Below are 20,866 nucleotides of genomic sequence, written 5' to 3' on the forward strand. Positions count from 1 at the left end.
TTCCGTGCCCCAGCCCGCGGCCCAGCCAGGCCGACCACACCCCCCTGGAGTCACCGTGGCCCCTCCCGTCCTCACCTCGGTCGCACCCAACACGGGTCCGGCGGCGGGCACCAATCCCGTGACCCTCAACGGAAGCCAGTTCACGGGCGCCATCGCCGTCATGTTCGGATCCGCGGCCGCCCTGTCGTACACGGTCAGCACCCCGTCGACGATCACGGCGACCGTCCCGCCCGGAACCGGCACGGTGAACGTCACCGTGCGCACACCGGCCGGGCTCAGCAACACGGTCGCCTACACCTACGCGCCCACCCCTTCTCTGAGCGCGATCGCGCCGAACCAGGGCCCGACGTCCGGCGGTACCGGCGTGGTCCTCACGGGTACGGGCCTGACGGGGGCCACCGCCGTGACCTTCGGCAGCACCCCCGCGACCTCTTACACCGTCAACTCGGCCACCCAGATCACCGCCGTCACCCCGGCGGGCACCGGCGCCGTGGCGGTCACCGCGACCACCCTCGGCGGCACCTCGGGACCGGTGTTCTTCTACTACGTCAACGCGCCCTCGCTGCTGTCCGTCTCGCCCGCCGAGGGTCCGGCGTCCGGCGGTACCGGCGTGGTCCTCACCGGTGCCGGCCTGACGGGGGCTACCGCCGTGACCTTCGGCAGCACCCCCGCGACCTCCTACACCGTCGACTCGGCCACCCGGATCACCGCCGTCACCCCGCCCGGCACCGGCTCCGTCGCGTGCACCGTCACCGGTCCCGGCGGCATCAGCAACTCCGTGATCTACACCTATCTGGCGGCGCCCACGCTCACCGCGCTCTCTCCCGCGCAGGGGCCGACGGATGCCGGCACCTCGGTGACCCTGACGGGCACCGGACTGAGCACGGCATTCGCGGTCCGCTTCGGTACCGCGCCGGCGGCCTTCACCGTGGTGTCGGACACGACTGCGGTCGCGATCGCCCCGGCAGGTCCGGCGGGTCCGGTGCCGGTGAGCGTCACGACGTCGGGGGGCACCAGCAACTCGCTCGCCTACCAGCGCGTCGCTCCTCCCGCGATCTAGCCTTCGGCACCGGCCCTACCCGCCCGCGTCACCCGCCCGCGTCACCGGCCCGCTCCGGCCCATTCGAGGGAGCCGGTGACTCGGGTGGGTTCGCCGGTACCCGCGCCTCCCGCCCAAGCCGTGAGAAGCGACCTAAGGTCACGGTCCGAAGCGTCGGGCGAACCCCCGCCCGACGATCAGACCGGGGAGGCACTCTCAGTGAAATCGTGTCTGGCGCGCAAAATCGGAGTCGTGATCGCCGTGGCGGCGGCCACGGTGCTGTCCCTCGCTCCCTCGGCCGCGGCCGCCGATCCGTCGTCGACCACGGTCCAGGCCACGCCCTCCTCGGCGGCGACCGGGCAGCTGGTGACCCTCGACGCGACGGTGACCTGCGGCTCCGACCCGAGCGGCGGCCTCGGCGTGTCGTTCTTCGACGGTCCGGACCTCCTGGCGACCGCCCCCGTCTCCGCCGACGGGCACTCGACGCTGACCACCGGTTTCACGACCACCGGCACACACACCATCACCGCCGCCTACAACGGCGACGACAGTTGCGACGCTTCGAACGGCACCACCACCGTCACCGTGTCCCAGGCGCCGTCTCCGCCGTCCGGCAACCCGGGCTGCCTGCTGTGCGGGCTGATCGGCTTCCACGTCGGGGACGTCCGCAACGAGGTCAACGTCAACAGCCAGAACGTGACGCGCATCCACAAGTGAGCCCGGCCCGCCGGGCGCTGGACGGGGGCGGGGGACGCCACGTGCCGTGGTGCCCCCCGCCGCCTCGCCACTCCCGTCAGTTCGCCAGGTCCGCCAGCTGGTCGTAGCCGGGGATCGAGCGCGGGTCGCGGGTGCCCGGGCCGACGTACGTCGCCGAGGGGCGCACCAGACGGCCCGTCCGCTTCTGCTCCAGGATGTGCGCCGACCAGCCGGCGGTGCGGGCACAGCTGAACATCGACGTGAACATGTGCGCCGGGACCTCGGCGAAGTCCAGGACGATCGCCGCCCAGAACTCCACGTTCGTCGCCAGGACGCGGTCCGGGCGGCGGGCGTGCAGTTCCTCCAGGGCCGCCTTCTCCAGGGCCTCCGCCACCTCGAAGCGCGGGGCGGCCAGTTCGCGCGCCGTACGCCGCAGGACGCGGGCGCGCGGGTCCTCGGCCCGGTAGACGCGGTGGCCGAAGCCCATCAGGCGCTCGCCCTTGTCCAGCGCCTGCTTCACGTACGCCGTGGCGTCTCCGGTCCGCTCGATCTCCTCGATCATGCCGAGGACCCGGGACGGGGCGCCGCCGTGCAGCGGGCCCGACATCGCGCCCACCGCGCCGGAGAGGGCGGCCGACACGTCCGCGCCCGTGGACGCGATGACGCGGGCGGTGAAGGTCGAGGCGTTCATGCCGTGCTCGGCGGCCGAGGTCCAGTAGGCGTCGACGGCCTTCACGTGCTTCGGGTCCGGCTCCCCGCGCCAGCGGATCATGAACCGCTCGACCACGGACTCCGCCTTGTCGATCTCGCTCTGCGGAACCATCGGCAGGCCCTGGCCGCGGGCCGACTGCGCCACGTACGACAGGGCCATCACGGCGGCCCGCGCCAGGTCGTCGCGCGCGGTCTGCTCGTCGATGTCGAGCAGCGGTTTCAGACCCCACACCGGGGCCAGCATGGCGAGGGCGGACTGGACGTCGACGCGGATGTCGCCGGAGTGGACGGGGATCGGGAACGGCTCGGCGGGCGGCAGGCCGGGGTTGAACGCCCCGTCGACCAGCAGACCCCAGACGTTGCCGAACGACACGTGTCCGACGAGGTCTTCGATGTCGACGCCGCGGTAACGGAGCGAGCCGCCCTCCTTGTCGGGCTCGGCGATCTCCGTCTCGAACGCGACGACTCCTTCAAGTCCGGGTACGAAGTCGGACATCGGGCGGCTCCCTCGGCTCGGCGGCTGATGACGGCCACGAAGGCCTGTCCACGATACTGGCGGGTACCCACGACCGCGGGGAAGGGTGACGTCCGGCACAGCCTCCCGGCCCGCCCTCCGGCGATCTCGCCCCTGTCCGCCGGGAACACCGATCCGCTGCGGCAGGATGGCCCCGTGCCCACAGCTGATGCCACTCCGTCCTCCGCTTCCGCCTCCTCTCGCGCCTCTGCATCCGATTGCACCACCGATCCGGCCGTGATGCGCGAGCAGTACCGTTCCGAGGACTTCACCGAGAAGGACCTCGCGGCCGACCCCATGGACCAGTTCGCCCGCTGGTTCGGCGAGGTCGCCCGGGGCGGTGTGCTCCACGAGCCGAACGCGATGGTCGTCTCCACCGCCGCCCCCGACGGCAGGCCGTCCTCCCGCACGGTGCTGCTGAAGCAGTACGACGGCCGCGGTTTCGTCTTCTTCACCAACTACGGGTCCCGCAAGGGCCGCGAACTGACCGCGAACCCGTACGTCTCGCTGCTCTTCCCCTGGCACCCGCTGGCCCGCCAGGTCGTCGTCACCGGCACCGCGGCCCGGGTCGGCCGCGAGGAGACCGTCGCCTACTTCCGCACCCGCCCGCACGGCTCGCAGCTCGGCGCCTGGGCGAGCGAGCAGTCGTCGGTGATCGGCTCCCGCCAGGAGCTCGTCGAGCGGTACGACGAGCTGGCGGCGCGCTACCCCGAGGGCGAGAAGGTCCCGGCGCCGCCGCAGTGGGGCGGTTTCCGGGTCGTGCCGGACTCGATCGAGTTCTGGCAGGGCCACACGAACCGGCTGCACGACCGGCTGCGGTACGTGCGGGAGGACGCCGGGTGGCGGGTGGAGCGCCTGAGCCCCTGAGGTGCGCTCCCGGTCCGGGGGCCCGCTCCCGTCCCGGAGCGGGCCGGGAGCGCGCCGGGAGCGGCAACGCAGAAACCCGCAGGCTCTGGTCCCTCCTTGCGGAGGAGCCGGCCGGACTTACCGGCGAGCCTGCGGGTCGGTGACTGCTTGGGTTTCGGCAGACAGCCTGCCGAGGTGCACAGTGTGCGACGACGGGCTGTCAGCCCGCAGCCACCTCACGAATCCGATAAGACTGCACTTTTCGGATCACCTCCTTTCAACGTGTACGCACAGCCTAGGAACCTCCCTGCGGCCGCACAAGCGATTTATCCGGGGCCGCGTCCTTACACCTCCCGTCGCCGGTGGACACCGGATTTCCGGGAAGTGGCTGTGTGGTGGCTCACGTTCGAGTTCAATGGTCTGACGTGCGGCAATGCGGAACACGGCGCGGAACACGCCCTGTGGGAGGTGCGGAGTGAGTGCTTCCAGGAGCACCGGGACCACCGACGCGCTCGGTCCCGACGAGGATCCGGAGCGGGAGCCCTCCGCGGCGCCGATCCCGGGGTCGCGACTGCTCGCCGCGCTCCTCGACGGCATGGACGCCGCCCTCTGCGCCTTCGACGCGCAGGGCGCCGTCACCCACTGGAACCGTGAGGCCGAGCGCATCCTCGGCTGGTCCGCGGCCGAGGCCGTCGGGCGTCGGGGGTTCGCGGGCTGGGCCGTGCGGAGCGCGGACGCGGGCGACGTGCAGAAGCGGCTGATGTCGGCCATGGACGCCCCGGGACGGCAGGTCCACGAGTTCGCCCTGCTGCGCAAGGACGGCGGGCGGGTCCTCGTGCGGACCCAGTCGTCGCGGGTGCGCGGCGAGGACGGCAGGCCGGCCGGGGTCTACTGCGCGTTCAGCGAGGTGCACGCACAGATCGACCTGGAGCGGTCCATCGCGCTCAGCGAGGCCCTCTTCGAGGACGCGTCCTGGGGTGTGGTCCTGGTCGACGTGGACCTGCGGCCCACCGTGGTCAACGCCTACGCGGCCCGCGCGCTGGGCGGCGGGCGCATCACCCCGCTGGGGCGTCCGCTGGGCGAGCTGGTCGTCCAGGGCGTCGAGGACCTGGAGGGCGCCCTGCAGCACGTCCTCGCCGAGGGCGCCCCGTCCTCCCCGGCCGAACTCTGGGTGACCCTGCGGACCGCGGACGGCGACCGGCGGCGCTGCTGGCGCAGCGGGTTCCTGAGGCTTGCCTCGCCGCTGGCGGAGGAACCCGTGCCGCTCGGGGTCGGCTGGCTGTTCCGGGACGTCACCGCGTCGAAGCTCGCGGCGCAGGAGGCGGACCGGGTGCGGTTCCGGGCGAACCAGCTGCACCGGGCCGCCCGCCAGGCGGCCGAGTGCGAGGACCCGATGGAGGCGGCGACCACGTCGCTGGACTACGCGCTGGCGGGATTCGCCGACCACGTGGTCGTGGACCTGCTGAAGGACCACGCGTCGGGGGAGCGGCTCGTGCGGGCCGCCGCCACGCCGTCGGACGCCCCCGGCCCGTGCCTGCCCGTCTCCGGCGGGTCGATCCCGGTGCGGTACGGCACGGGGCACCCCGCTCTCCAGGCGGTGGAGCGCACGGGGTCGGTCCGTGCCGCGGCTCCGGCCGGGGCGGGCGAGTCGTGGGCGGCGGAGCACCGGTGGCCCCGCGACTCGGTGCACGCCCTGAGCGCGGTGCTGCGCAGCCGGGGGCGGACGCTGGGCGTGGTGACGTTCCTGCGCGCCGCGAACCGCAGCGCCTTCGAGCGCCCCGACGTGATGTACGCGGAGAGCGTGGCCGTGCGGGTCGCCTCGGCCGTGGACCTGGCCCTGCTGACCGCCGGGACGGACGCGGACCGGGAGACGCCGTAGGCCGTACGCGGCCCGGGCCCGGGTCAGGCCCGGGGTCTCAGTGGCGGTAGAAGATCCTGTCCCCGTACTCCTGCATCACGCGGCCGTTCCACTCGTGTCCGCCGTCGACGTTGCCGGAGCGCAGCAGGGGCGGTTCGATTCCCCGGGCGACGAGCTCCTCCGCCGCGGTGGCCATCATGGCCTGCATGAGTGCGCTGGTCACGACCGTCGACGCGGGTGCGAAGGGGGCCTCGACACCGTCCGCCGTCAGCTCCGCGTCACCGATCGCGATCTTGCTGTCCAGCACGATGTCGCAGTGGTCCCGCAGGAACCCGCCCGAGGCGTGCCGCGACTTCGTGCCCGTCGTGTAGGCGACCGAGGTGACACCGACGACCGTGAGCCCCAGTGCGCGGGCGTTCTGGGCCATCTCCACGGGCAGGGCGTTGCGGCCGGACAGCGAGATGATCACGAGGAGGTCGCCGGACCGGGCGGGGCTGGAGTCGAGCACGGCGCCCGCCAGACCGTCGACCCGCTCCAGCGCGGAGCCCAGCGTGGCCGGCATGACGTCGACCCCCAGCGTGCCCGGCACGGCGAGCAGGTTCATGAGGGCGAGGCCGCCCGCCCTGTAGACGACGTCCTGCGCGGCGAGCGAGGAGTGCCCGGCGCCGAAGGCGAACAGCCGGCCGCCCGAGGCGACGGTGTCGGCGATCGCGGCACCGGCGGCCGCGACGGCTCCGGCCTCCTCGTCACGCACCCGCTCCAGCAGGCCGATCGCTGCGTCGAAGAACTGACCGGCGAGCTTGCTGTCGCTCATCGAGGAGGCCTTTCCAGCGGAGGGTGGGGTCCGTGCGGCGCCCGTGTCGCGGATCACGTTGCGGTCTGGACCAGTGGACTGTCAATAGGGCTCGGGGCCCGTCCGCTGCACGGGCTTGCGACGGCGAGGCACGGTTGTCGGCCGTATGCGTCAGAATTGGTAAGGGCCATCGCACGACGACTTCATGTCACAGCATCGAGGGGCACGTATGTCCGGACTGATCGACACAACGGAGATGTATCTCCGCACCATCCTCGAGCTCGAAGAGGAAGGCGTGGTCCCCATGCGCGCCCGGATCGCCGAACGGCTGGACCAGAGCGGTCCGACGGTCAGCCAGACGGTGGCGCGCATGGAGCGGGACGGCCTGGTCCAGGTCGCGGGCGACCGCCATCTGGAACTGACGGAGGAGGGGCGCCGCCTGGCGACGCGGGTGATGCGCAAGCACCGTCTCGCCGAGTGCCTGCTCGTCGACGTGATCGGCCTGGAGTGGGAGCAGGTCCACGCCGAGGCGTGCCGCTGGGAGCACGTGATGAGCGAGGCGGTGGAGCGCCGCGTGCTGGAGCTGCTGCGCCACCCGACGGAGTCTCCCTACGGGAACCCGATCCCGGGCCTGGAGGAGCTGGGCGAGAAGGCCGAGGCCGATCCGTTCCTGGACGAGGGCATGGTCAGCCTGTCCGAGCTCGACCCCGGCGCGGAGGGCAAGACCGTGGTGGTGCGCCGGATCGGTGAGCCGATCCAGACGGACGCCCAGCTGATGTACACGCTGCGGAGGGCGGGCGTGCAGCCCGGTTCCGTCGTCAGCGTCACGGAATCGGCCGGTGGCGTGCTGGTCGGGTCGAGCGGCGAAGCGGCCGAACTGAATGCCGAAGTCGCCTCCCACGTCTTCGTCGCAAAGCGCTGACCAGCGTCGACATGAGCACCGGCAGTCTGGCGGCACATGCAGGCGCCGGTGCGGATGCACGTGCAGATGTGAACCGGTAAGCCCGCTTTCTGTTTTCCGCCCGGAATCGCAGCGCCCGGGCGAAACGCGTGCCAGGCTGTGGCCAGGCATATGACCTGAGGGTGCCGGCGGAGTCTGCCGCGCGGTCGGGGAGGGAGCGGGGAATGCGCCCGTCACACTGGCATGTGCGCCGCGAGGCGACTGCCGGGCTTCCCGGTGCCCACGGGGTCGTACGGGCCCTTCCCGGTGCCCATGCGGCGGTGCGGGCCCTTCCCGCCGCTCCGGGCGGCCCCCGGCCCCGCCCGCGAGGGGCACTCGCCGCAGCCCGCGCCGTCGCGCCCGGTGTGTCCATGGCGAGGCGATCCGCCGTGCCCGGCCCGAGGGGGCCCGTCCCCGGGTGTCCCGGAACAACGGAAAGCCCCGGCGCCCATGGGCGCCGGGGCCGGTCCTCCCCTGCGCTGACCCGGAGCCCCGAGCTCTCGAGGTCAGTCCCCGCGAACCCCTGTCCCCGAGTGGTCCGCTTCCCGCTGGAGGTCTCCCCGGGGCGGCGGGCGTCAATCCTGAACTGCTGTCACTCAAACGTGGGATGTTGCGAGCCGAACCCGAGTTTTCGAATAAAGGTTCGATAGCCTGGCGCGCACGACCACACGGTGATCGAGGACCAGAAGGAGGTGCCAGAGCCTATGGCGCGGCGCATCGACGTGACCGGGAACGACGGCGTACGCCTCGCGGCCTGGGAGTTCGCGGATCAGCCCAAAGGCCGTGCCGAGGCCGGTCACGGCGCCGGGATCTTAATGCTGCACGGCCTGATGGGCCGGGCCGCCCACTGGGCCTCCACCGCACGCTGGCTCTCCGAACGCCACCGCCCGGTCGGTCTCGACCAGCGGGGCCACGGCCGCAGCGAGAAGCCGGCGGACGGCCCGTACACCCGGGACGCCTACGTCGCCGACGCCGAGGCCGCGATCGAACAGCTCGGCCTCGCCCCCGTCACGCTGATCGGGCACTCGATGGGCGCGCTCACCGCCTGGCAGCTCGCCGCGAAGCGCCCCGACCTGGTCAAGGCCCTGATCATCTGCGACATGCGGGCCTCCGCCCTCGGAGCCGCCTCGCAGCGCGAGTGGGAGGACTGGTTCAACGCCTGGCCGCTGCCCTTCGCGACCCTCGCCGAGGTGCGGAAGTGGTTCGGCGAGGACGATCCCTGGGTGGAGCGGCCCAATCCCTCGCGGGGCGAGTTCTTCGCCGAGGTGATGGCGGAGAGCCGGGACGGCTGGCGGCCGGTGTTCTCGCGGGAGCAGATGCTCACGTCACGGGCCACATGGGTCCACGACGCCCACTGGGAGGAACTGGCGCAGGTGCGCTGCCCCACCCTGGTCCTGCGCGGCATCGACGGCGAGCTGGGCAGGGCCGAGGCGCAGGAGATGGTCCGCGTCCTGCCGCGCGGGCAGTACGCCGAGGTCGCGGACGCGGGCCACCTCGTCCACTACGACCAGCCGGACGGCTGGCGGAGCGCGGTGGAGCCGTTTCTGGAACAGCTCGCCGAGGACGTCCGGGAACACGTCAGCCCCTGACGGCCGCCGGCCGGGCGCAGGGGCACGGCCCCGGCCGGCGGCGTCACGCGTGGCGCCGGGCCTCAGCCCTTGCTGACCGCGGTCAGGATCTCCGGGAGCCGGTCCGCCGTGCGCGGCGCGGCCAGCCGCACGCCGAGCCATCCGATGAACGTCCCGTACACCGCGCCGACCGGCAGCAGCAGCCACAGCCAGTCATGACGGCCCCCGAGGTGCAGCCAGACCGTGAGCCCGATCACGGGCGCGCTCAGCACGGCCGCCGACACCATGCCCCCCAGGATGGAGATCCAGGCCAGCCCCGCCTGGCCGGGCACGACGTTCTTGAACGCGCCGTCCTGCGGGATCGAGTACGGGAACAGCGCCGACGCCACGGCGCCCGTCGCCAGAATCGCCCCGAGCAGGGCGAACGACAGCCCCATGACCCCGGGCAGCGCCGCCCAGTCACCGAGCACCGCGGCCGTCACCACCGTCACCAGAACCGTGTACGGCAGGGTGATCAGCAGCAACGCCAGCGCCCGCGCCCGCAGTTCGGCGTACGCGTCCCTGGCGGACGAGATCGTCAGCGCCACCATCCAGAAGGCGGAGGTGTCCTGGCCGAACTGGTTGTACATCTGCATGCCGAGCATCCCGGCCGCGAAACACGCGACGTAGAGCGACCCGGCCCCCTGCGCCGCGTTGAGCACCGGCACGATCAGCCCGATCGCCAGTGCCGTCACCCAGGACGCCTTCGTCTTCGGGTCCCGCACGACATACCGCAGGCTGCGCTCGACGACGGTGCCCGTGCGCCCCTCCGGAAGCATCCCGAAGAACCCCGTGCGGCCGGGGCCGGAACGCGTCCCGGACGGTTCCGCGGCGGCGATCGTCGAGCCGTCCGGCGACGTCATCAGCTTCACCAGGCTCCGCTGCCACAGACCCATGAGGACACCCAGCGCGAGCAGCGAGACGAGCAGCTGGGCGAGGGCCGTGCCGTACGCCCCGTCGGACGCCGACCCCACCGCGCCGAGCGCCGAGGCCGGGGGCAGCCAGCGCACCAGGTCCGCCGCCGGTTCGAGCGAGGACAGCCCGCCGGCGGCGCCCAGCCGCTGGGCGCCGAAGTTGACGAACTGGATGCCCACCGCGATCACCAGGCCGCTCAGCACGGCGAGGTCGCGGCCCTTGCGCGAGGTCAGCAGCCGGACGTTGGCCGTGGCGACGGACCGCGCCAGCGCCACGCACACCAGCAGCGTCAGCGGGACGGCGACCACCCCGAACACGGCCGCCACCGTCCCGTGCGCCACCGCGATCACGGAGCCGACGGCCAGGGCGAGCGTGAAGAGCGGCCCGATGCCGATCAGCGAGGCCGCAAGCAGCGCCCCGATCAGCGGCCGGGGACGCAGCGGCAGCATGACCAGCCGGCTCGGGTCCAGGGTCTCGTCGCCGCTCGGGAAGAACAGGGGCATCACCGCCCAGCCCACGGCGACCACGACGGCCAGCAGCACCACCAGCGTGCCCGCCTGCGCGTGCCCGCGCAGCAGGACGAGACCGGTCACCTGCCCGGCCGCGAGCAGCAGCGCGGCGACGAGCGACGCGATGTACGCCGCCCGGCGGCCGGACGACTGGCGCAGCCCGTTGCGCAGCAGGGACAGCTTCAGCCGCACGAAGACCGGGACGAGGCCCCGGCCGCGTACCGCCGGGACCGTGGTTCCCGCAGGAGCGTCCAGCACGGTCATCGGGCACCGCCCAGCCAGTCCAGGGACTCCCCGGTGTCGCGCGCGCCCGCCCCGACCAGTTCGAGGAAGGCGTCCTGCAGCGAGGGGGAGTCCCCGCGGACCTCGGCGAGCGTGCCATGGGCCCGGATCCGGCCGCCCGCCATGACGGCCACCCAGTCGCAGAGCGACTCGACGAGCTCCATCACGTGGCTGGAGAAGACCACGGTGGCCCCGGAGCGGGTGTAGCGCTCCAGCACGCCGCGGATCGTCTGCGCCGACACCGGGTCGACGCCCTCGAACGGCTCGTCCAGGAAGAGGACTTCGGGGTTGTGCAGCAGGGCCGAGGCCAGCCCGATCTTCTTGCGCATCCCGGTCGAGTAGTCCACGACCAGCTTGTGCTGGGACCCCGCCAGGTCGAGGACGTCGAGGAGTTGCGTGGCCCGCTTGTCCACCTCCGCGCCCGGAAGCCCCCGCAGCCGGCCCGTGTAGGCCAGGAGTTCACGGCCCGAGAGGCGCTCGAACAGCCGCAGCCCCTCGGGGAGCACGCCGATCCGGGCCTTCACCTCGACGGGGTCGCGCCACACGTCGTGTCCGGCGACCTCGATGCGGCCCATGTCGGGCCTGAGGAGCCCGGTCACCATTGAGAGCGTGGTGGTCTTCCCCGCGCCGTTGGGGCCCACCAGGCCGATGAACTGCCCTGCGGGCAGCTCCAGATCGATCCCGCCGACCGCGATCTGCTCCCCGAACCGCTTCCACAGCCCCTCGACCCGGACGGCGGGCGGTGGCGTGGAAGCCCCGTCCGCCGTGCCCGTCCCGTCCGCGATGTCCACCTGGTCCGGCATCGGCACTGCCTTTCGCTATCCCCGCGTGTGGGGACCAGCCTACGAAAGGCGTGTCCTGGCGTCCGCCGCCTCGCGCGCACAGGCGTAGGCGAGCGGGCTGATCAGCTCCTCCGCCTCGGGCAGCCACAGGTTGGCGCGGGACGGGCGGCGTGCCCACTGCACGACACCACGGGCCGTCCGGGTCGGCGGCCCGGCGATGTACTCGCCCTCGCCGCGCCCCACGAGGCCGATCACCCGGGCGTCCCAGCCGAGCTGCCGCACCAGTTCGGGCGCCTTGCCCGCGGCGCCGGGGAGGGCGAGGAAGAGCATCCGCCGCTCCGGGGTGCGGGTCACCGGTCCGATCGTGAGCCCCATGCGCTCCATCCGGGCCAGGGCCAGGAACCCGGCGGACTCCGGGACGTCGAGGGCGTCGAAGGTCCGGCCGGCCGGCAGCAGCACCGACGACCCGGGCTGCCGTGCCCACATCCGGCGGGCGGCCGCCGCGCTGCCCGTCGCCTGGCCCGCCCAGTCGGCCCGGGTGGGATGGGCCCCGGGTGCGCCGCAGCCGGCGTCACCGCACGAGCACCGCTCCGTCCCGCCGACGGGTTCGAGCCAGGTGCCCGGGAACACGTCCCAGTGCCGCTCCTGGGCGTACCAGGCAGCGGCCTCCAGTAGCTGTTCACCCCGCTGCTTGGGTACCTCTGCGGCTTCCGTCACTCCGATGGGCTCTTCCACGCACCTCTCAACTACCGGCGCGACCTGGGGTTACGGGCGCACGGCCACCCTTGGCGACGGATCGATCCTGCACACGGGGCGCACGGAGGCATGGGCAGGGGCGCGCGCGAGGCTGCGCACCGATCGGCGGGTAACCACTTCCAGGACTGTGCCAACTCACCACTGCCCGTACCCAATACAGATGAATATGCGCATTTCTTGTGTCGTGCCGGGCAGTGTTCCCAATCACCGGTCACTGCGGTCCCAGGGGGAAAACATGGCAGCCAGGCCTCTCGTCGCCCGCCAGCCGAACGAACGGCTCCAGACGCTCATCCAGGAGGCGGCCTGCTCCAACGCCGGTCTCGCCCGACGCGTGAACATGGTGGGGGCCGAGCGCGGCCTGGACCTGCGGTACGACAAGACGTCGGTGGCCCGGTGGCTGCGCGGCCAGCAGCCGCGCGGCCGGGCGCCGGGCATCATCGCGGAGGCGATCGGCCGCAAACTCGGCCGGACGGTCACGATCGACGAGATCGGCATGGCCAACGGCAAGAGCCTGGCCTCGGGCGTGGGACTGCAGTTCGCCCCCACGGTCCTCGGCGCGATCGAGCAGGTCTGCGAGCTGTGGCGCAGCGACGTGGGCCGCCGTGACCTGCTGTCCGGGTCGGCCGTGGCCGCCTCCGCCCTGGTCGAGCCCAGCCGCGACTGGCTGATCACCGGTGCGGACCCGCAGGTGGCGAGGTCGGCCGGGAGCAGGGTGGGCATGCCGGACGTGGAGGCGGTGCGCGCCATGACCGCCGCACTGGTCGACCTGGACCACCGCTTCGGCAGCGGACACGTGCGCCCCGTCCTGGTGCACTACCTCAACAGCGTGGTGTCCGGGCTGCTTTCGGGGGCGTACCGCGAATCGGTCGGCCGTGAGCTCTTCGGAGCCGTGGCGCGGCTGACCGAACTCGCCGGCTACATGGCCGTGGACACCGGTCAGCCGGGCCTCGCCCAGCGGTACTACATCCAGGCGCTGCGCCTGGCCCAGGCCGCGGGCGACCGGGCCTACGGCGGATACGTGCTGGCGGCGTCCATGAGCCACCTCGCCGCGCAGCTGGGCAACCCGCGCGAGATCGCCCAGCTCGCGCGGGCCGCCCAGGAGGGCGCGCGGGGACGGGTGACCCCGCGCGCGGAGGCGATGTTCCACGCCGCGGAGGCGCGGGGCCACGCGCTGATGGGCGACGCCCGTACCTGCCAGGTGTCCGCGTCCCGGGCGCTCGCCGCCCTGGAGCAGGCGGACCCGGACACCGGGGACGACCCCGCCTGGATCTCCCACTTCGACGCGGGCTACCTCGCGGACGAGCTGGCGCACTGCCACCGCGACCTGGGGCAGGCCGAGCCCGCCGCCCGCCGGGCGAAGGAGGCCCTGGCGGCCCTCCCGGAGTCCCGGGCCCGGCGCCGCGGCATCGGTCTCGTGCTGCTGGCCACGGCGCAGGTGCAGCAGCGCGAGGTGGAACAGGCGTGCCACACGGGCCTGCGGGCGATGGAACTGCTGGGGACGGTGCGCTCCAGCCGGGGTGCCGAATATCTCGACGACCTCCAGCAGAGGCTGGAGCCGTTCGGGAGCGAGCCCTCGGTCCGCGAATTCGGCGCCAGGCTCGAACTCCAGGCCGCCTGAACCCGCCCCGAGGGCGCGTCGCCCGAGAACAGCGTCGCGGGCGTGCGGCGCGTCACCCGCCGTGTGAAGGGGTGGTGAGCGCTCACGGGCACTTGGCGCCCGGCGGCAGCCACCCGGTAGCGTGAGCCGACGATTCCATAGGTTGACACGTAGGAGTCCCGGTGACGCAGAGCGGACAGGGTGACGAGCAGCAGCTCCCTGCTGTACGGCCCGCGCACGAAGGTGTCGTGCTGCCCGCAGAGGGTGGTGCCCCCTGGACCCCGGGGGGCACCGGGGGCGGGCAGCCGGAACAGGCCGCCCCCGCGGGCGGGCAGCCGTGGGGCAGCCCCTGGGGGCCCGGCGGGTCCCAGGACGGCCACGCGGCGCCGGGTCAGCTTCCACCGGAGCAGCCCCAGCAGGGCTACGCGCAGCAGCACGACCCGTACCAGCAGCAGTACGCGCCCCGGCACGACGCGTACCAGCAGTACGCGCAGCCCCTGCCGCCCGAGGCCGGGCACGGCCCCGGGCAGGGCGGGGACGCCGACGCCACGCAGTTCATCGCGCCCGTCCCCGGCGGCCAGGGGCCGGGCGGGATGCCGCCCGAGCGCGCGGCTGAGTCCACGCAGTACCTGCCGCCCACGCAGCCGGGCGACGCCGACGCGACCCAGTACATACCCCCGGTGCCCGGCGGTGCCCCCTATGGCATACGTCCCGGGGCGCCCGGCGACCGCCAGCCCCCCGCGGAGTTCGACAGCCTCTTCCGCAGCGACGAGCCCGCGGCCGGGACGCAGCAGATACCGCGCTACGACCAGGGTCAGCAGCAGCGACCCCAGCAGGCCTACCAGGGCGGTCCGGCGCAGCCGCAGCCGCAGGGCGGGCAGCCCTACCAGTCGGGTCTCCAGGGCCTCCACGGCAGGCAGGAGCCGGAGGACCAGGACCGCGGCCCGCAGCGCAAGCGCTCCGCGCACATCCCGCTGATCGCCGCCGTCGTCATCGGCTGCGCCGTCATCGGCCTCGGCGCGGGCGCGCTGATGAGCGGTGGCGACGACCCCGAGGACGCCAAACAGCCGGTCGCCTCACAGAGTTCGGCAGGGAGCCGGCCTTCCACGCAGGCAGCCGACGACCCGGCGAAGCCGCAGGCGGAGGCACTGGACAAGCTCCTCGCCGACAGCAACAACAGTCGTGCGGCCGTGATCGGCGCGGTGGAGAAGACCAAGAACTGCCGTGCCCTCGACCAGGCGGCCGCCGATCTCTCGGGTGCGGCCGGCCAGCGCCGTGACCTGGTGGCCCGGCTGGAGGCGCTCAGCGTGGACAAGCTCCCCGCGAACGCCGAGCTCAAGGCCTCCCTGACCAAGGCGTGGCAGGCGTCGGCCGAGGCCGACGACGGCTATGCCGCCTGGGCCGGGCAGGCGAAGAACGACAAGAAGGTCTGCAAGGGCGGCCACGCCCGTTCCACCGACGAGAAGGGCAAGGCCGACGCGGCCAGCGGCGAGGCCACGACGGCCAAGCGCGAGGCCTCGAAGCTCTGGAACTCCATCGCGCAGAAGTACGGACTGACCAAGCGCGCCCCCACGCAGCTCTGACACCGGATCGTGCGGGAGAGCCTCCGGCGCCGGGACCGCCGGAGGCCGGCGCCGGAGGAGTGACGGAAGGTCAGCCTGCGTCGAGGAGGGTGTCCGTGACGTCGACGAACCCCTTCTTCGCCGAGGTCAGGCGGCCGTTCCGGACCATCTGGAACGTCACCCGGCCGTTGACGACGCGGGAGTGGTCCCGCGAGCCGACCCCGTCCCGGAAGCGCCAGCGCAGGGGCGGCGTGAGGCCGCCGGTGTCCACCCGGGTGCCGCGGTTCAGATTCACGGAGACACCGCCCGCCCAGATGTCCGGCCGGTCCATGGCCTCGACGACCGCCTCCAGCACGGTGTACGCGATCCAGGTGGTCTGCACCCCGGTGTCCTCGGGGTCCACCCTGTTGTCGCCGAAGGCGTACTTCTGGATCACTCCGCGCATCTTGTTCCAGCGCGCGTCGCCCGGAGCCGGGTACCAGCCGGTGACGTAGGCGCCCTCGAAGGGACTGGAGGGGCCGCCGGTACGGTTGATGAGCGGCTGGCCGACACTGCCGGCGACGGAGGAGATCCGTACGCCGCTGTCCTCGTCCCCGAGCCGGCGGAACGAGTCGAAGAACGTCTCGGTGCCTTCGCCGAGCACCGCCGTCACGCACCCGTCGCCGCCCGCCTCCTCGATGGCCTCGGCCGCCTGGACGTCGTACGACGTGGCCTCCTCGGGCGCGCGTATGTCGTGCGCCTTCGGCAGTCGCCGCGCGCCGAGGCTCGCGTCGAGCAGTCCGGGCAGGCTGTCGCCGACGAGGGTGCCGGGCCGCACGAGGGCCACCCGCCCGCAGTCGTCCGCCAGTTGCTCGCCGTTGCCGGCGACGAGCGCCGCCAGGCCGCCGTTGACCGGGTAGGAGAGATAGCTGGTGAACTCCTCGGCCGAGGCGCCGTACCCGCCGATGTACGGGATCCCGGCGGCCTCCAGCGGCGCGAGGAACGCCCGCCCGTGCCGGCTGTACGAGCCGACGACCGCGGCCACCTTTTTGTCGGCGGCCAGGCGTGCGCACTTCGAGGCGCCCTCGGGGGTGTCCTGCTCGTTGCAGGTGAGCACCCGCAGCTCGTGGCCGTCGATCCCGCCGCGCTCGCCGGTCCAGCGGGCGTAGGCCCGGGCCATGGCCGGCATGCCCGCCATGTTCACCGAGTCGGCCCCGGAGGTGTCCGGGGCCCAGGTCATCACCGTGACCGGCTTGCGGGAGCTCTCGGAGGCCCCGGGGAGGGAACCGCATCCCGACATCAGCAGCACTCCCGCCACCGCCGATGTGAGGAGTCTGTAGGGGCGGTGTGGGCTGAGGCGTCGCCGTCCGGTCATGGGCAAGAACTTTTGCCGCCCACGGACAACGCCGCAGTGTGAGGGGGTCGACACGGAGTGACGCGACGGTGAATTGCGGGGGGCCGTGCGGGCCCGCCGGAAGGGAACGTACGATCGGCAACCGTGCAGCAAGGTTCGGAGAACACTTCCCGTCGCGGCCGTCGCTCCTCCACCATGGGCGGCATGCCGCTCAACGACATGCCGTGGTGGCGCTGGCGCAGCAATGTGCGCTCGGCGCTGCACATGCTCTCCGACCCCGTCTTCCACCACGAGTGCTGGCTGGCCGGCCGGGAGGGGTACGGGGACGTCACCGACGCCGTGTACCGCCTGGTCGAGGACACCTGGCTGGACAACTGGTCCGCCGAGAAGTACGTGGGGACGATCTTCCGCGACTCCGCCGAGGCCGCCCTCGTGGACGTCGCCGCCCTGCGGGTGCTGCGCATCATGCACCAGATAGGCGCCGACGCCCCCGTCTCCGCCTATCTGGAGCATCAGGGCTGGCCGGACGCCGTCCAGGCGGCCCGCGAGGCGCATGTGATGCTCGCCACCAACGACGCCGAGGACCCCGACGTCCCGCCGCGGTCGCTGGACGTGCTCCGCATCATGACCGGATCGGCGTGAGCACGGGGCGGTGTGGCACCCTACGGGGATGACCGCGCCGCAGCCCGCCGAATCCGTGTCCGCTGCCTCGGACGGCCCCGCCGAGCAGTACGTCCTCACGCTCTCCTGCCCCGACAAGCAGGGCATCGTGCACGCCGTGTCGAGCTACCTCTACGTGACCGGCTGCAACATCGAGGACAGCCAGCAGTTCGGCGACCACGACACCGGTCTCTTCTTCATGCGCGTCCACTTCTCGGCGGGCACGGCGGCCGACGTCGAGAAGCTGCGGGCCGGCTTCGCCGCGATCGGCGACTCGTTCCGGATGGAGTGGCAGATACACCGGGCGTCCGAGCGCATGCGGGTCGTGCTGCTGGTGAGCAGGTTCGGGCACTGCCTCAACGACCTGCTCTTCCGGTCCGGCACCGGAGCACTGCCCGTCGAGATCGTGGCCGTCGTCTCCAACCACACGGACTTCGCCGAGCTCGTCGCCTCCTACGGCATCCCGTTCCGGCACATCCCCGTGACCCGGGAGAACAAGCCGGAGGCCGAGGCGCAGCTGCTGGAGCTGGTGCGCGGGGAGAACGTCGAACTGGTCGTCCTGGCCCGGTACATGCAGGTGCTGTCGGACGACCTCTGCAAGCAGCTGAGCGGGCGGATCATCAACATCCACCACTCCTTCCTGCCGAGCTTCAAGGGCGCGAAGCCCTACCACCAGGCCCACGCGCGCGGTGTGAAGCTGATCGGCGCGACGGCGCACTACGTGACCGCCGACCTCGACGAGGGGCCGATCATCGAGCAGGAGGTCGAGCGGGTCGGGCACGGCGTCACGCCGGACCAGCTCGTCGCGATCGGACGTGACGTGGAGTGCCAGGCACTGGCCCGCGCCGTCAAGTGGCACGCCGAGCGCCGCATCATGCTCAACGGCCGCCGCACGGTCGTCTTCCCGTAGTCCGGGCCGCCGCAGGGACTTTCCGCAGTCCGTCCCCCGGAGGCCCTACAGCCTGCTGAGCGAGGCCGCGGCGAACAGCACGTCGCGGATCGCCTCGCGGTCGCCCTCCTGCCCGGCGGCGGCCTCCGCGGGCGGCACGTGTCCCGCGACCAGCCGGCAGAACTCCACGCCGTCGAGCGCCACCTGCGCCACCGCGTGGTCGGGGGAGCCGAGGGCGGCCGGCGAGTCCAGCGCGATGTACCAGTCGCCGCCGCCGCGGCCCTCGACCTCCAGGTGGAGGGAACGGCCCGGTGCCCCGGCGCTGACGAGGTGCCTGGCCGGCGCCGCCAGACCGGCGCGACGGCGCCCGGCCAGGGTGGCGGGCAGCAGCCGTGCCGCCAGGTCGATCATCCGGTGGAGGTGGGCGGCCGCCGGCGGCTCGTACGGATAGTCCACGGCGTCCGCGATGTCCCCGCCGTGGACCCAGCACTCGAAGGCCCGCTCCAGGAGCGAGTCCTGCAGCGGAAGGGCGAAGCCCCCGTACGGCACGGAGAGCTCGGCGACGCCGCGGCCCGCGAAGGAGACGGTGCGCACCAGGGCGTGACTCTGGTCGCGCCACGGCTCCCGCACGGTCCGGGTGGGCGGGCGCTGTGCGGCCGACCAGTGCGTCTCGGTGCGCTCGGTCGGTGACAGCGGCACGTCTCCGCCGCCGAGCGGGTCGTCCAGGCCGAGCGCCCTGGACACCAGGCCGTCGACCGCCATCAGGTGGCTGATGACTCCGGCGACCGTCGTCTTCCGGTTCACCTGGCGGTCTTCCTCGAACCACTTCAGCCGTACCGGTGCGTGCCACTCGGAGTCGCCGATGTCCCGGAGCAGCGCGTCGAGCCTGGCCGTCTCCGCGTCGTACGGGGCGGCCCACTCCGGGACGGGGATGCGGGCCGGACGGCGTCCCAGGCAGCCTTCGAGGACCCGGGAGCGCAGCATCGGGTCCAGGTCCAGCGTGCCGTCGGAGTGCAGCAGTCCCACGGCGTCGCGCAGCCGCAGGGCCTCGTCCGCGCACCGGGCGCAGCCCGTGAGGTGCTCCTCGACGGCCGCGGTCTCCTCGGCGGAGCAGGCCGCCAGGGCCCAGGCGCCGAGCAGCGACTTGAGCACGCGGTGGGGGAGCACCGGAGGGAAGGGCACGGGCGTCGCCCGTGTCTCCGCCGGCGGCAGGAACTCGCGGTCGTCCGCGGCGGGCCTCGGGCCGGGTATGCGCCGTTCGGCGGGCACCCGCCCGTCGCGGTCGTCGCCGCCGTCGGCCCCGGTCATGACGCGGGACCGTGTCCGGGCGGTGACGACCCGGCCGGTGTCCGGGCGTCGGCGGTGGACAGCAGCTGCAGTCCGAGCCGCAGCCGGCGCCTGGCCTCGTCCCCGGTGACGCCGAGGTCGGCTGCCGTCTGGCGGTAGTCGCGGCGCTGGATGTAGGCGAGTTCCAGGGCCGCGCGCAGCGGCGCGGGCATCGAGGCGACGATGTAGTCGGCGCGGGCGGCGGCGGTCGCGTGGAGCACCCGCTGTTCCAGTTCCTCGTCCCGCTCGTCCGTGCCGGTTCCGCCCCGGGCGGCCCGGAGCCTGCGCACGGCCTCGCGGTGTGTGAGCCGCGCCACCCAGGAGCGCATCGAGCCGTTCCGGGGGTCGTACGCCTCGGGGTGCTCCCAGACCTGGCCGAAGACCTCGCGGGTCACCTGGTCCGCGGCGTCCTCGTCCTCCAGCATGCGGTGGGCCTGGCTGTGCACGAGCGCGGCGAACCGGTCGTAGAGCTCGCCGAGGGCCGCCGCCTCGCCGCGCGCCAGCCGCTGCTGCATCCGGCGGTCCCAGCGCGGTGGTGCGTCCTTCACCATCCAGCCCCCAGCCCTGTTCCCCGCGTCACGTCGAATGTAGTCCGCGCCCTGGTCCGAGCACGCGTGTTTCCGGCAAGTACGTCCCCCGACTGGCCTCGGATGATAGGGAATACTCCACGCTTTGCCGCTTGTTGATCGAGCAAACGGACTGCAACTGATCGGTTCTGATTGGATCCGGTGTCCGGCCCGAGGGACGAAATGGGGGTTTCGCTCTCGGCCGAACGGGCAGCCGCGAGGAGGAACGGAAACTTCCGGATCCTCCGGAACCCCCGGAACGAGAGGCCGAGGCGCGTGACGCTGAAGGTGTACGAGACCGAGAAGGACGCGTGGACCGTGCTGCGGATCCGCGGCGAGCTCGACCTCGTCAGCTCACCCGTCGTGCGCCAGTCCGTGCACGGGGCGGTCGCCGCGGGCCGCCACGACGTGGTCCTCGACCTCTCCGGCGTCCTCTTCTGCGATTCCAGCGGTGTCAACGTGCTGATCGCCTCCCGCCGCCTCATGAAGTCCTGCGGCGGCCGTCTGCGGCTGATCCTCCCGGACCGCGGCGCGGTGGACGGCTCGCACGTCAACAAGGTGCTCGGAGCCCTCGGCGTGCGCCGCCTGTTCGACTGCTACCCGGACGCGGACGCCGCGACCGACGAGGAGTCCCGGCCGCTCATCGCCTGACGGGGCTGGACGGCCGGGGGGCCGTCACACCTCA

Annotated in this window: 19 protein-coding genes; 11 read left to right on the forward strand and 8 right to left on the reverse strand. The window is 72.9% G+C overall.

What is annotated here, in order from left to right; genetic code table 11:
- Positions 1–55 precede the first annotated feature (55 nt).
- Together ACFYY2_RS05165 and ACFYY2_RS05170 are read left to right on the forward strand one after the other, a co-directional pair.
- Entirely contained in the window at positions 56–1,060 is a 1,005-nt protein-coding gene (locus ACFYY2_RS05165; RefSeq protein ID WP_388737235.1) for an IPT/TIG domain-containing protein, read from the forward strand.
- A 231-nt stretch (positions 1,061–1,291) separates the two neighbouring features.
- Entirely contained in the window at positions 1,292–1,756 is a 465-nt protein-coding gene (locus ACFYY2_RS05170; RefSeq protein ID WP_388737237.1) for an Ig-like domain repeat protein, read from the forward strand.
- A 76-nt stretch (positions 1,757–1,832) separates the two neighbouring features.
- Here the strand turns inward: ACFYY2_RS05170 and ACFYY2_RS05175 are convergent, their stop codons facing one another.
- Entirely contained in the window at positions 1,833–2,942 is a 1,110-nt protein-coding gene (locus ACFYY2_RS05175; RefSeq protein ID WP_388737241.1) for a citrate synthase 2, read from the reverse strand.
- A gap of 258 nt (positions 2,943–3,200) precedes the next feature.
- On the opposite strand from ACFYY2_RS05175, the gene pdxH reads away from it, so the two are divergent.
- Together pdxH and ACFYY2_RS05185 are read left to right on the forward strand one after the other, a co-directional pair.
- Entirely contained in the window at positions 3,201–3,827 is a 627-nt protein-coding gene (gene pdxH, locus ACFYY2_RS05180) for a pyridoxamine 5'-phosphate oxidase (RefSeq protein WP_329039927.1), read from the forward strand.
- Positions 3,828–4,281: 454 nt separating this feature from the next.
- Positions 4,282–5,685 (forward strand): PAS domain-containing protein, encoded by a 1,404-nt coding sequence (locus ACFYY2_RS05185; RefSeq protein WP_388737243.1) that lies wholly within the window; start codon positions 4,282–4,284, stop codon positions 5,683–5,685.
- A 37-nt stretch (positions 5,686–5,722) separates the two neighbouring features.
- Here ACFYY2_RS05185 and ACFYY2_RS05190 read toward each other — a convergent pair whose 3' ends face one another.
- A complete protein-coding gene (locus ACFYY2_RS05190) occupies positions 5,723–6,478 on the reverse strand; it encodes an SIS domain-containing protein (protein ID WP_388737246.1) in 756 nt (251 codons plus the stop codon).
- Between the two features lie 208 nt (positions 6,479–6,686).
- Between ACFYY2_RS05190 and ACFYY2_RS05195 the strand changes: the two genes are divergently transcribed.
- A complete protein-coding gene (locus ACFYY2_RS05195) occupies positions 6,687–7,379 on the forward strand; it encodes a metal-dependent transcriptional regulator (RefSeq protein WP_327115894.1) in 693 nt (230 codons plus the stop codon).
- Positions 7,380–8,101: 722 nt separating this feature from the next.
- Positions 8,102–8,986: an alpha/beta fold hydrolase gene (locus tag ACFYY2_RS05200; RefSeq protein WP_388737249.1), complete on the forward strand. Its 885-nt coding sequence runs from the start codon at positions 8,102–8,104 to the stop codon at positions 8,984–8,986.
- A 62-nt stretch (positions 8,987–9,048) separates the two neighbouring features.
- Here the strand turns inward: ACFYY2_RS05200 and ACFYY2_RS05205 are convergent, their stop codons facing one another.
- From ACFYY2_RS05205 to ACFYY2_RS05215, 3 genes are read right to left on the reverse strand one after another with little or no spacing between them, the layout of a single operon-like run.
- On the reverse strand, positions 9,049–10,692 hold the full coding sequence (locus ACFYY2_RS05205; RefSeq protein WP_388737251.1) for a transporter: 1,644 nt from the start codon (positions 10,690–10,692) through the stop codon (positions 9,049–9,051).
- A complete protein-coding gene (locus ACFYY2_RS05210; RefSeq protein ID WP_388737254.1) occupies positions 10,689–11,513 on the reverse strand; it encodes an ABC transporter ATP-binding protein in 825 nt (274 codons plus the stop codon). Before ACFYY2_RS05210 ends, ACFYY2_RS05205 begins: the two co-directional genes overlap by 4 nt.
- 39 nt (positions 11,514–11,552) lie before the next feature.
- Positions 11,553–12,227, reverse strand: coding sequence for a bifunctional DNA primase/polymerase (locus ACFYY2_RS05215; RefSeq protein ID WP_388737256.1), 675 nt, complete (start codon positions 12,225–12,227; stop codon positions 11,553–11,555).
- A 256-nt stretch (positions 12,228–12,483) separates the two neighbouring features.
- Here ACFYY2_RS05215 and ACFYY2_RS05220 point away from each other — a divergent pair, with 256 nt between their 5' ends.
- Both ACFYY2_RS05220 and ACFYY2_RS05225 read left to right on the forward strand, forming a co-directional pair.
- The gene (locus ACFYY2_RS05220; protein ID WP_388737259.1) at positions 12,484–13,866 is read left to right on the forward strand and encodes a transcriptional regulator; all 1,383 of its coding nucleotides are present in this window, start codon (positions 12,484–12,486) and stop codon (positions 13,864–13,866) included.
- Positions 13,867–14,027: 161 nt separating this feature from the next.
- Positions 14,028–15,428: a hypothetical protein gene (locus ACFYY2_RS05225; protein WP_388737261.1), complete on the forward strand. Its 1,401-nt coding sequence runs from the start codon at positions 14,028–14,030 to the stop codon at positions 15,426–15,428.
- Between the two features lie 70 nt (positions 15,429–15,498).
- On the opposite strand, the gene ACFYY2_RS05230 is transcribed toward ACFYY2_RS05225, so the two are convergent.
- Positions 15,499–16,761 (reverse strand): ABC transporter substrate-binding protein, encoded by a 1,263-nt coding sequence (locus ACFYY2_RS05230; RefSeq protein ID WP_388737264.1) that lies wholly within the window; start codon positions 16,759–16,761, stop codon positions 15,499–15,501.
- Between the two features lie 174 nt (positions 16,762–16,935).
- Here ACFYY2_RS05230 and ACFYY2_RS05235 point away from each other — a divergent pair, with 174 nt between their 5' ends.
- Together ACFYY2_RS05235 and purU are read left to right on the forward strand one after the other, a co-directional pair.
- Positions 16,936–17,382, forward strand: a complete 447-nt coding sequence (locus tag ACFYY2_RS05235) for a hypothetical protein (protein WP_388738573.1) — start codon at positions 16,936–16,938, stop codon at positions 17,380–17,382.
- Between the two features lie 28 nt (positions 17,383–17,410).
- A complete protein-coding gene (gene purU / locus ACFYY2_RS05240) occupies positions 17,411–18,310 on the forward strand; it encodes a formyltetrahydrofolate deformylase (RefSeq protein ID WP_388737267.1) in 900 nt (299 codons plus the stop codon).
- A 45-nt stretch (positions 18,311–18,355) separates the two neighbouring features.
- On the opposite strand, the gene ACFYY2_RS05245 is transcribed toward purU, so the two are convergent.
- Together ACFYY2_RS05245 and ACFYY2_RS05250 are read right to left on the reverse strand one after the other, a co-directional pair.
- Positions 18,356–19,597 (reverse strand): zf-HC2 domain-containing protein, encoded by a 1,242-nt coding sequence (locus tag ACFYY2_RS05245; RefSeq protein ID WP_388737269.1) that lies wholly within the window; start codon positions 19,595–19,597, stop codon positions 18,356–18,358.
- Entirely contained in the window at positions 19,594–20,166 is a 573-nt protein-coding gene (locus ACFYY2_RS05250) for an RNA polymerase sigma factor (protein WP_388737271.1), read from the reverse strand. The genes ACFYY2_RS05245 and ACFYY2_RS05250 overlap by 4 nt, the downstream gene beginning before the upstream one ends.
- Positions 20,167–20,457: 291 nt before the next feature.
- Between ACFYY2_RS05250 and ACFYY2_RS05255 the strand changes: the two genes are divergently transcribed.
- Positions 20,458–20,832: an STAS domain-containing protein gene (locus tag ACFYY2_RS05255; protein WP_388737273.1), complete on the forward strand. Its 375-nt coding sequence runs from the start codon at positions 20,458–20,460 to the stop codon at positions 20,830–20,832.
- Positions 20,833–20,866 lie beyond the last annotated feature (34 nt).

Source organism: Streptomyces sp. NPDC001822 (assembly GCF_042892135.1).
In the GTDB taxonomy this organism is placed as follows: Bacteria; Actinomycetota; Actinomycetes; order Streptomycetales; family Streptomycetaceae; genus Streptomyces.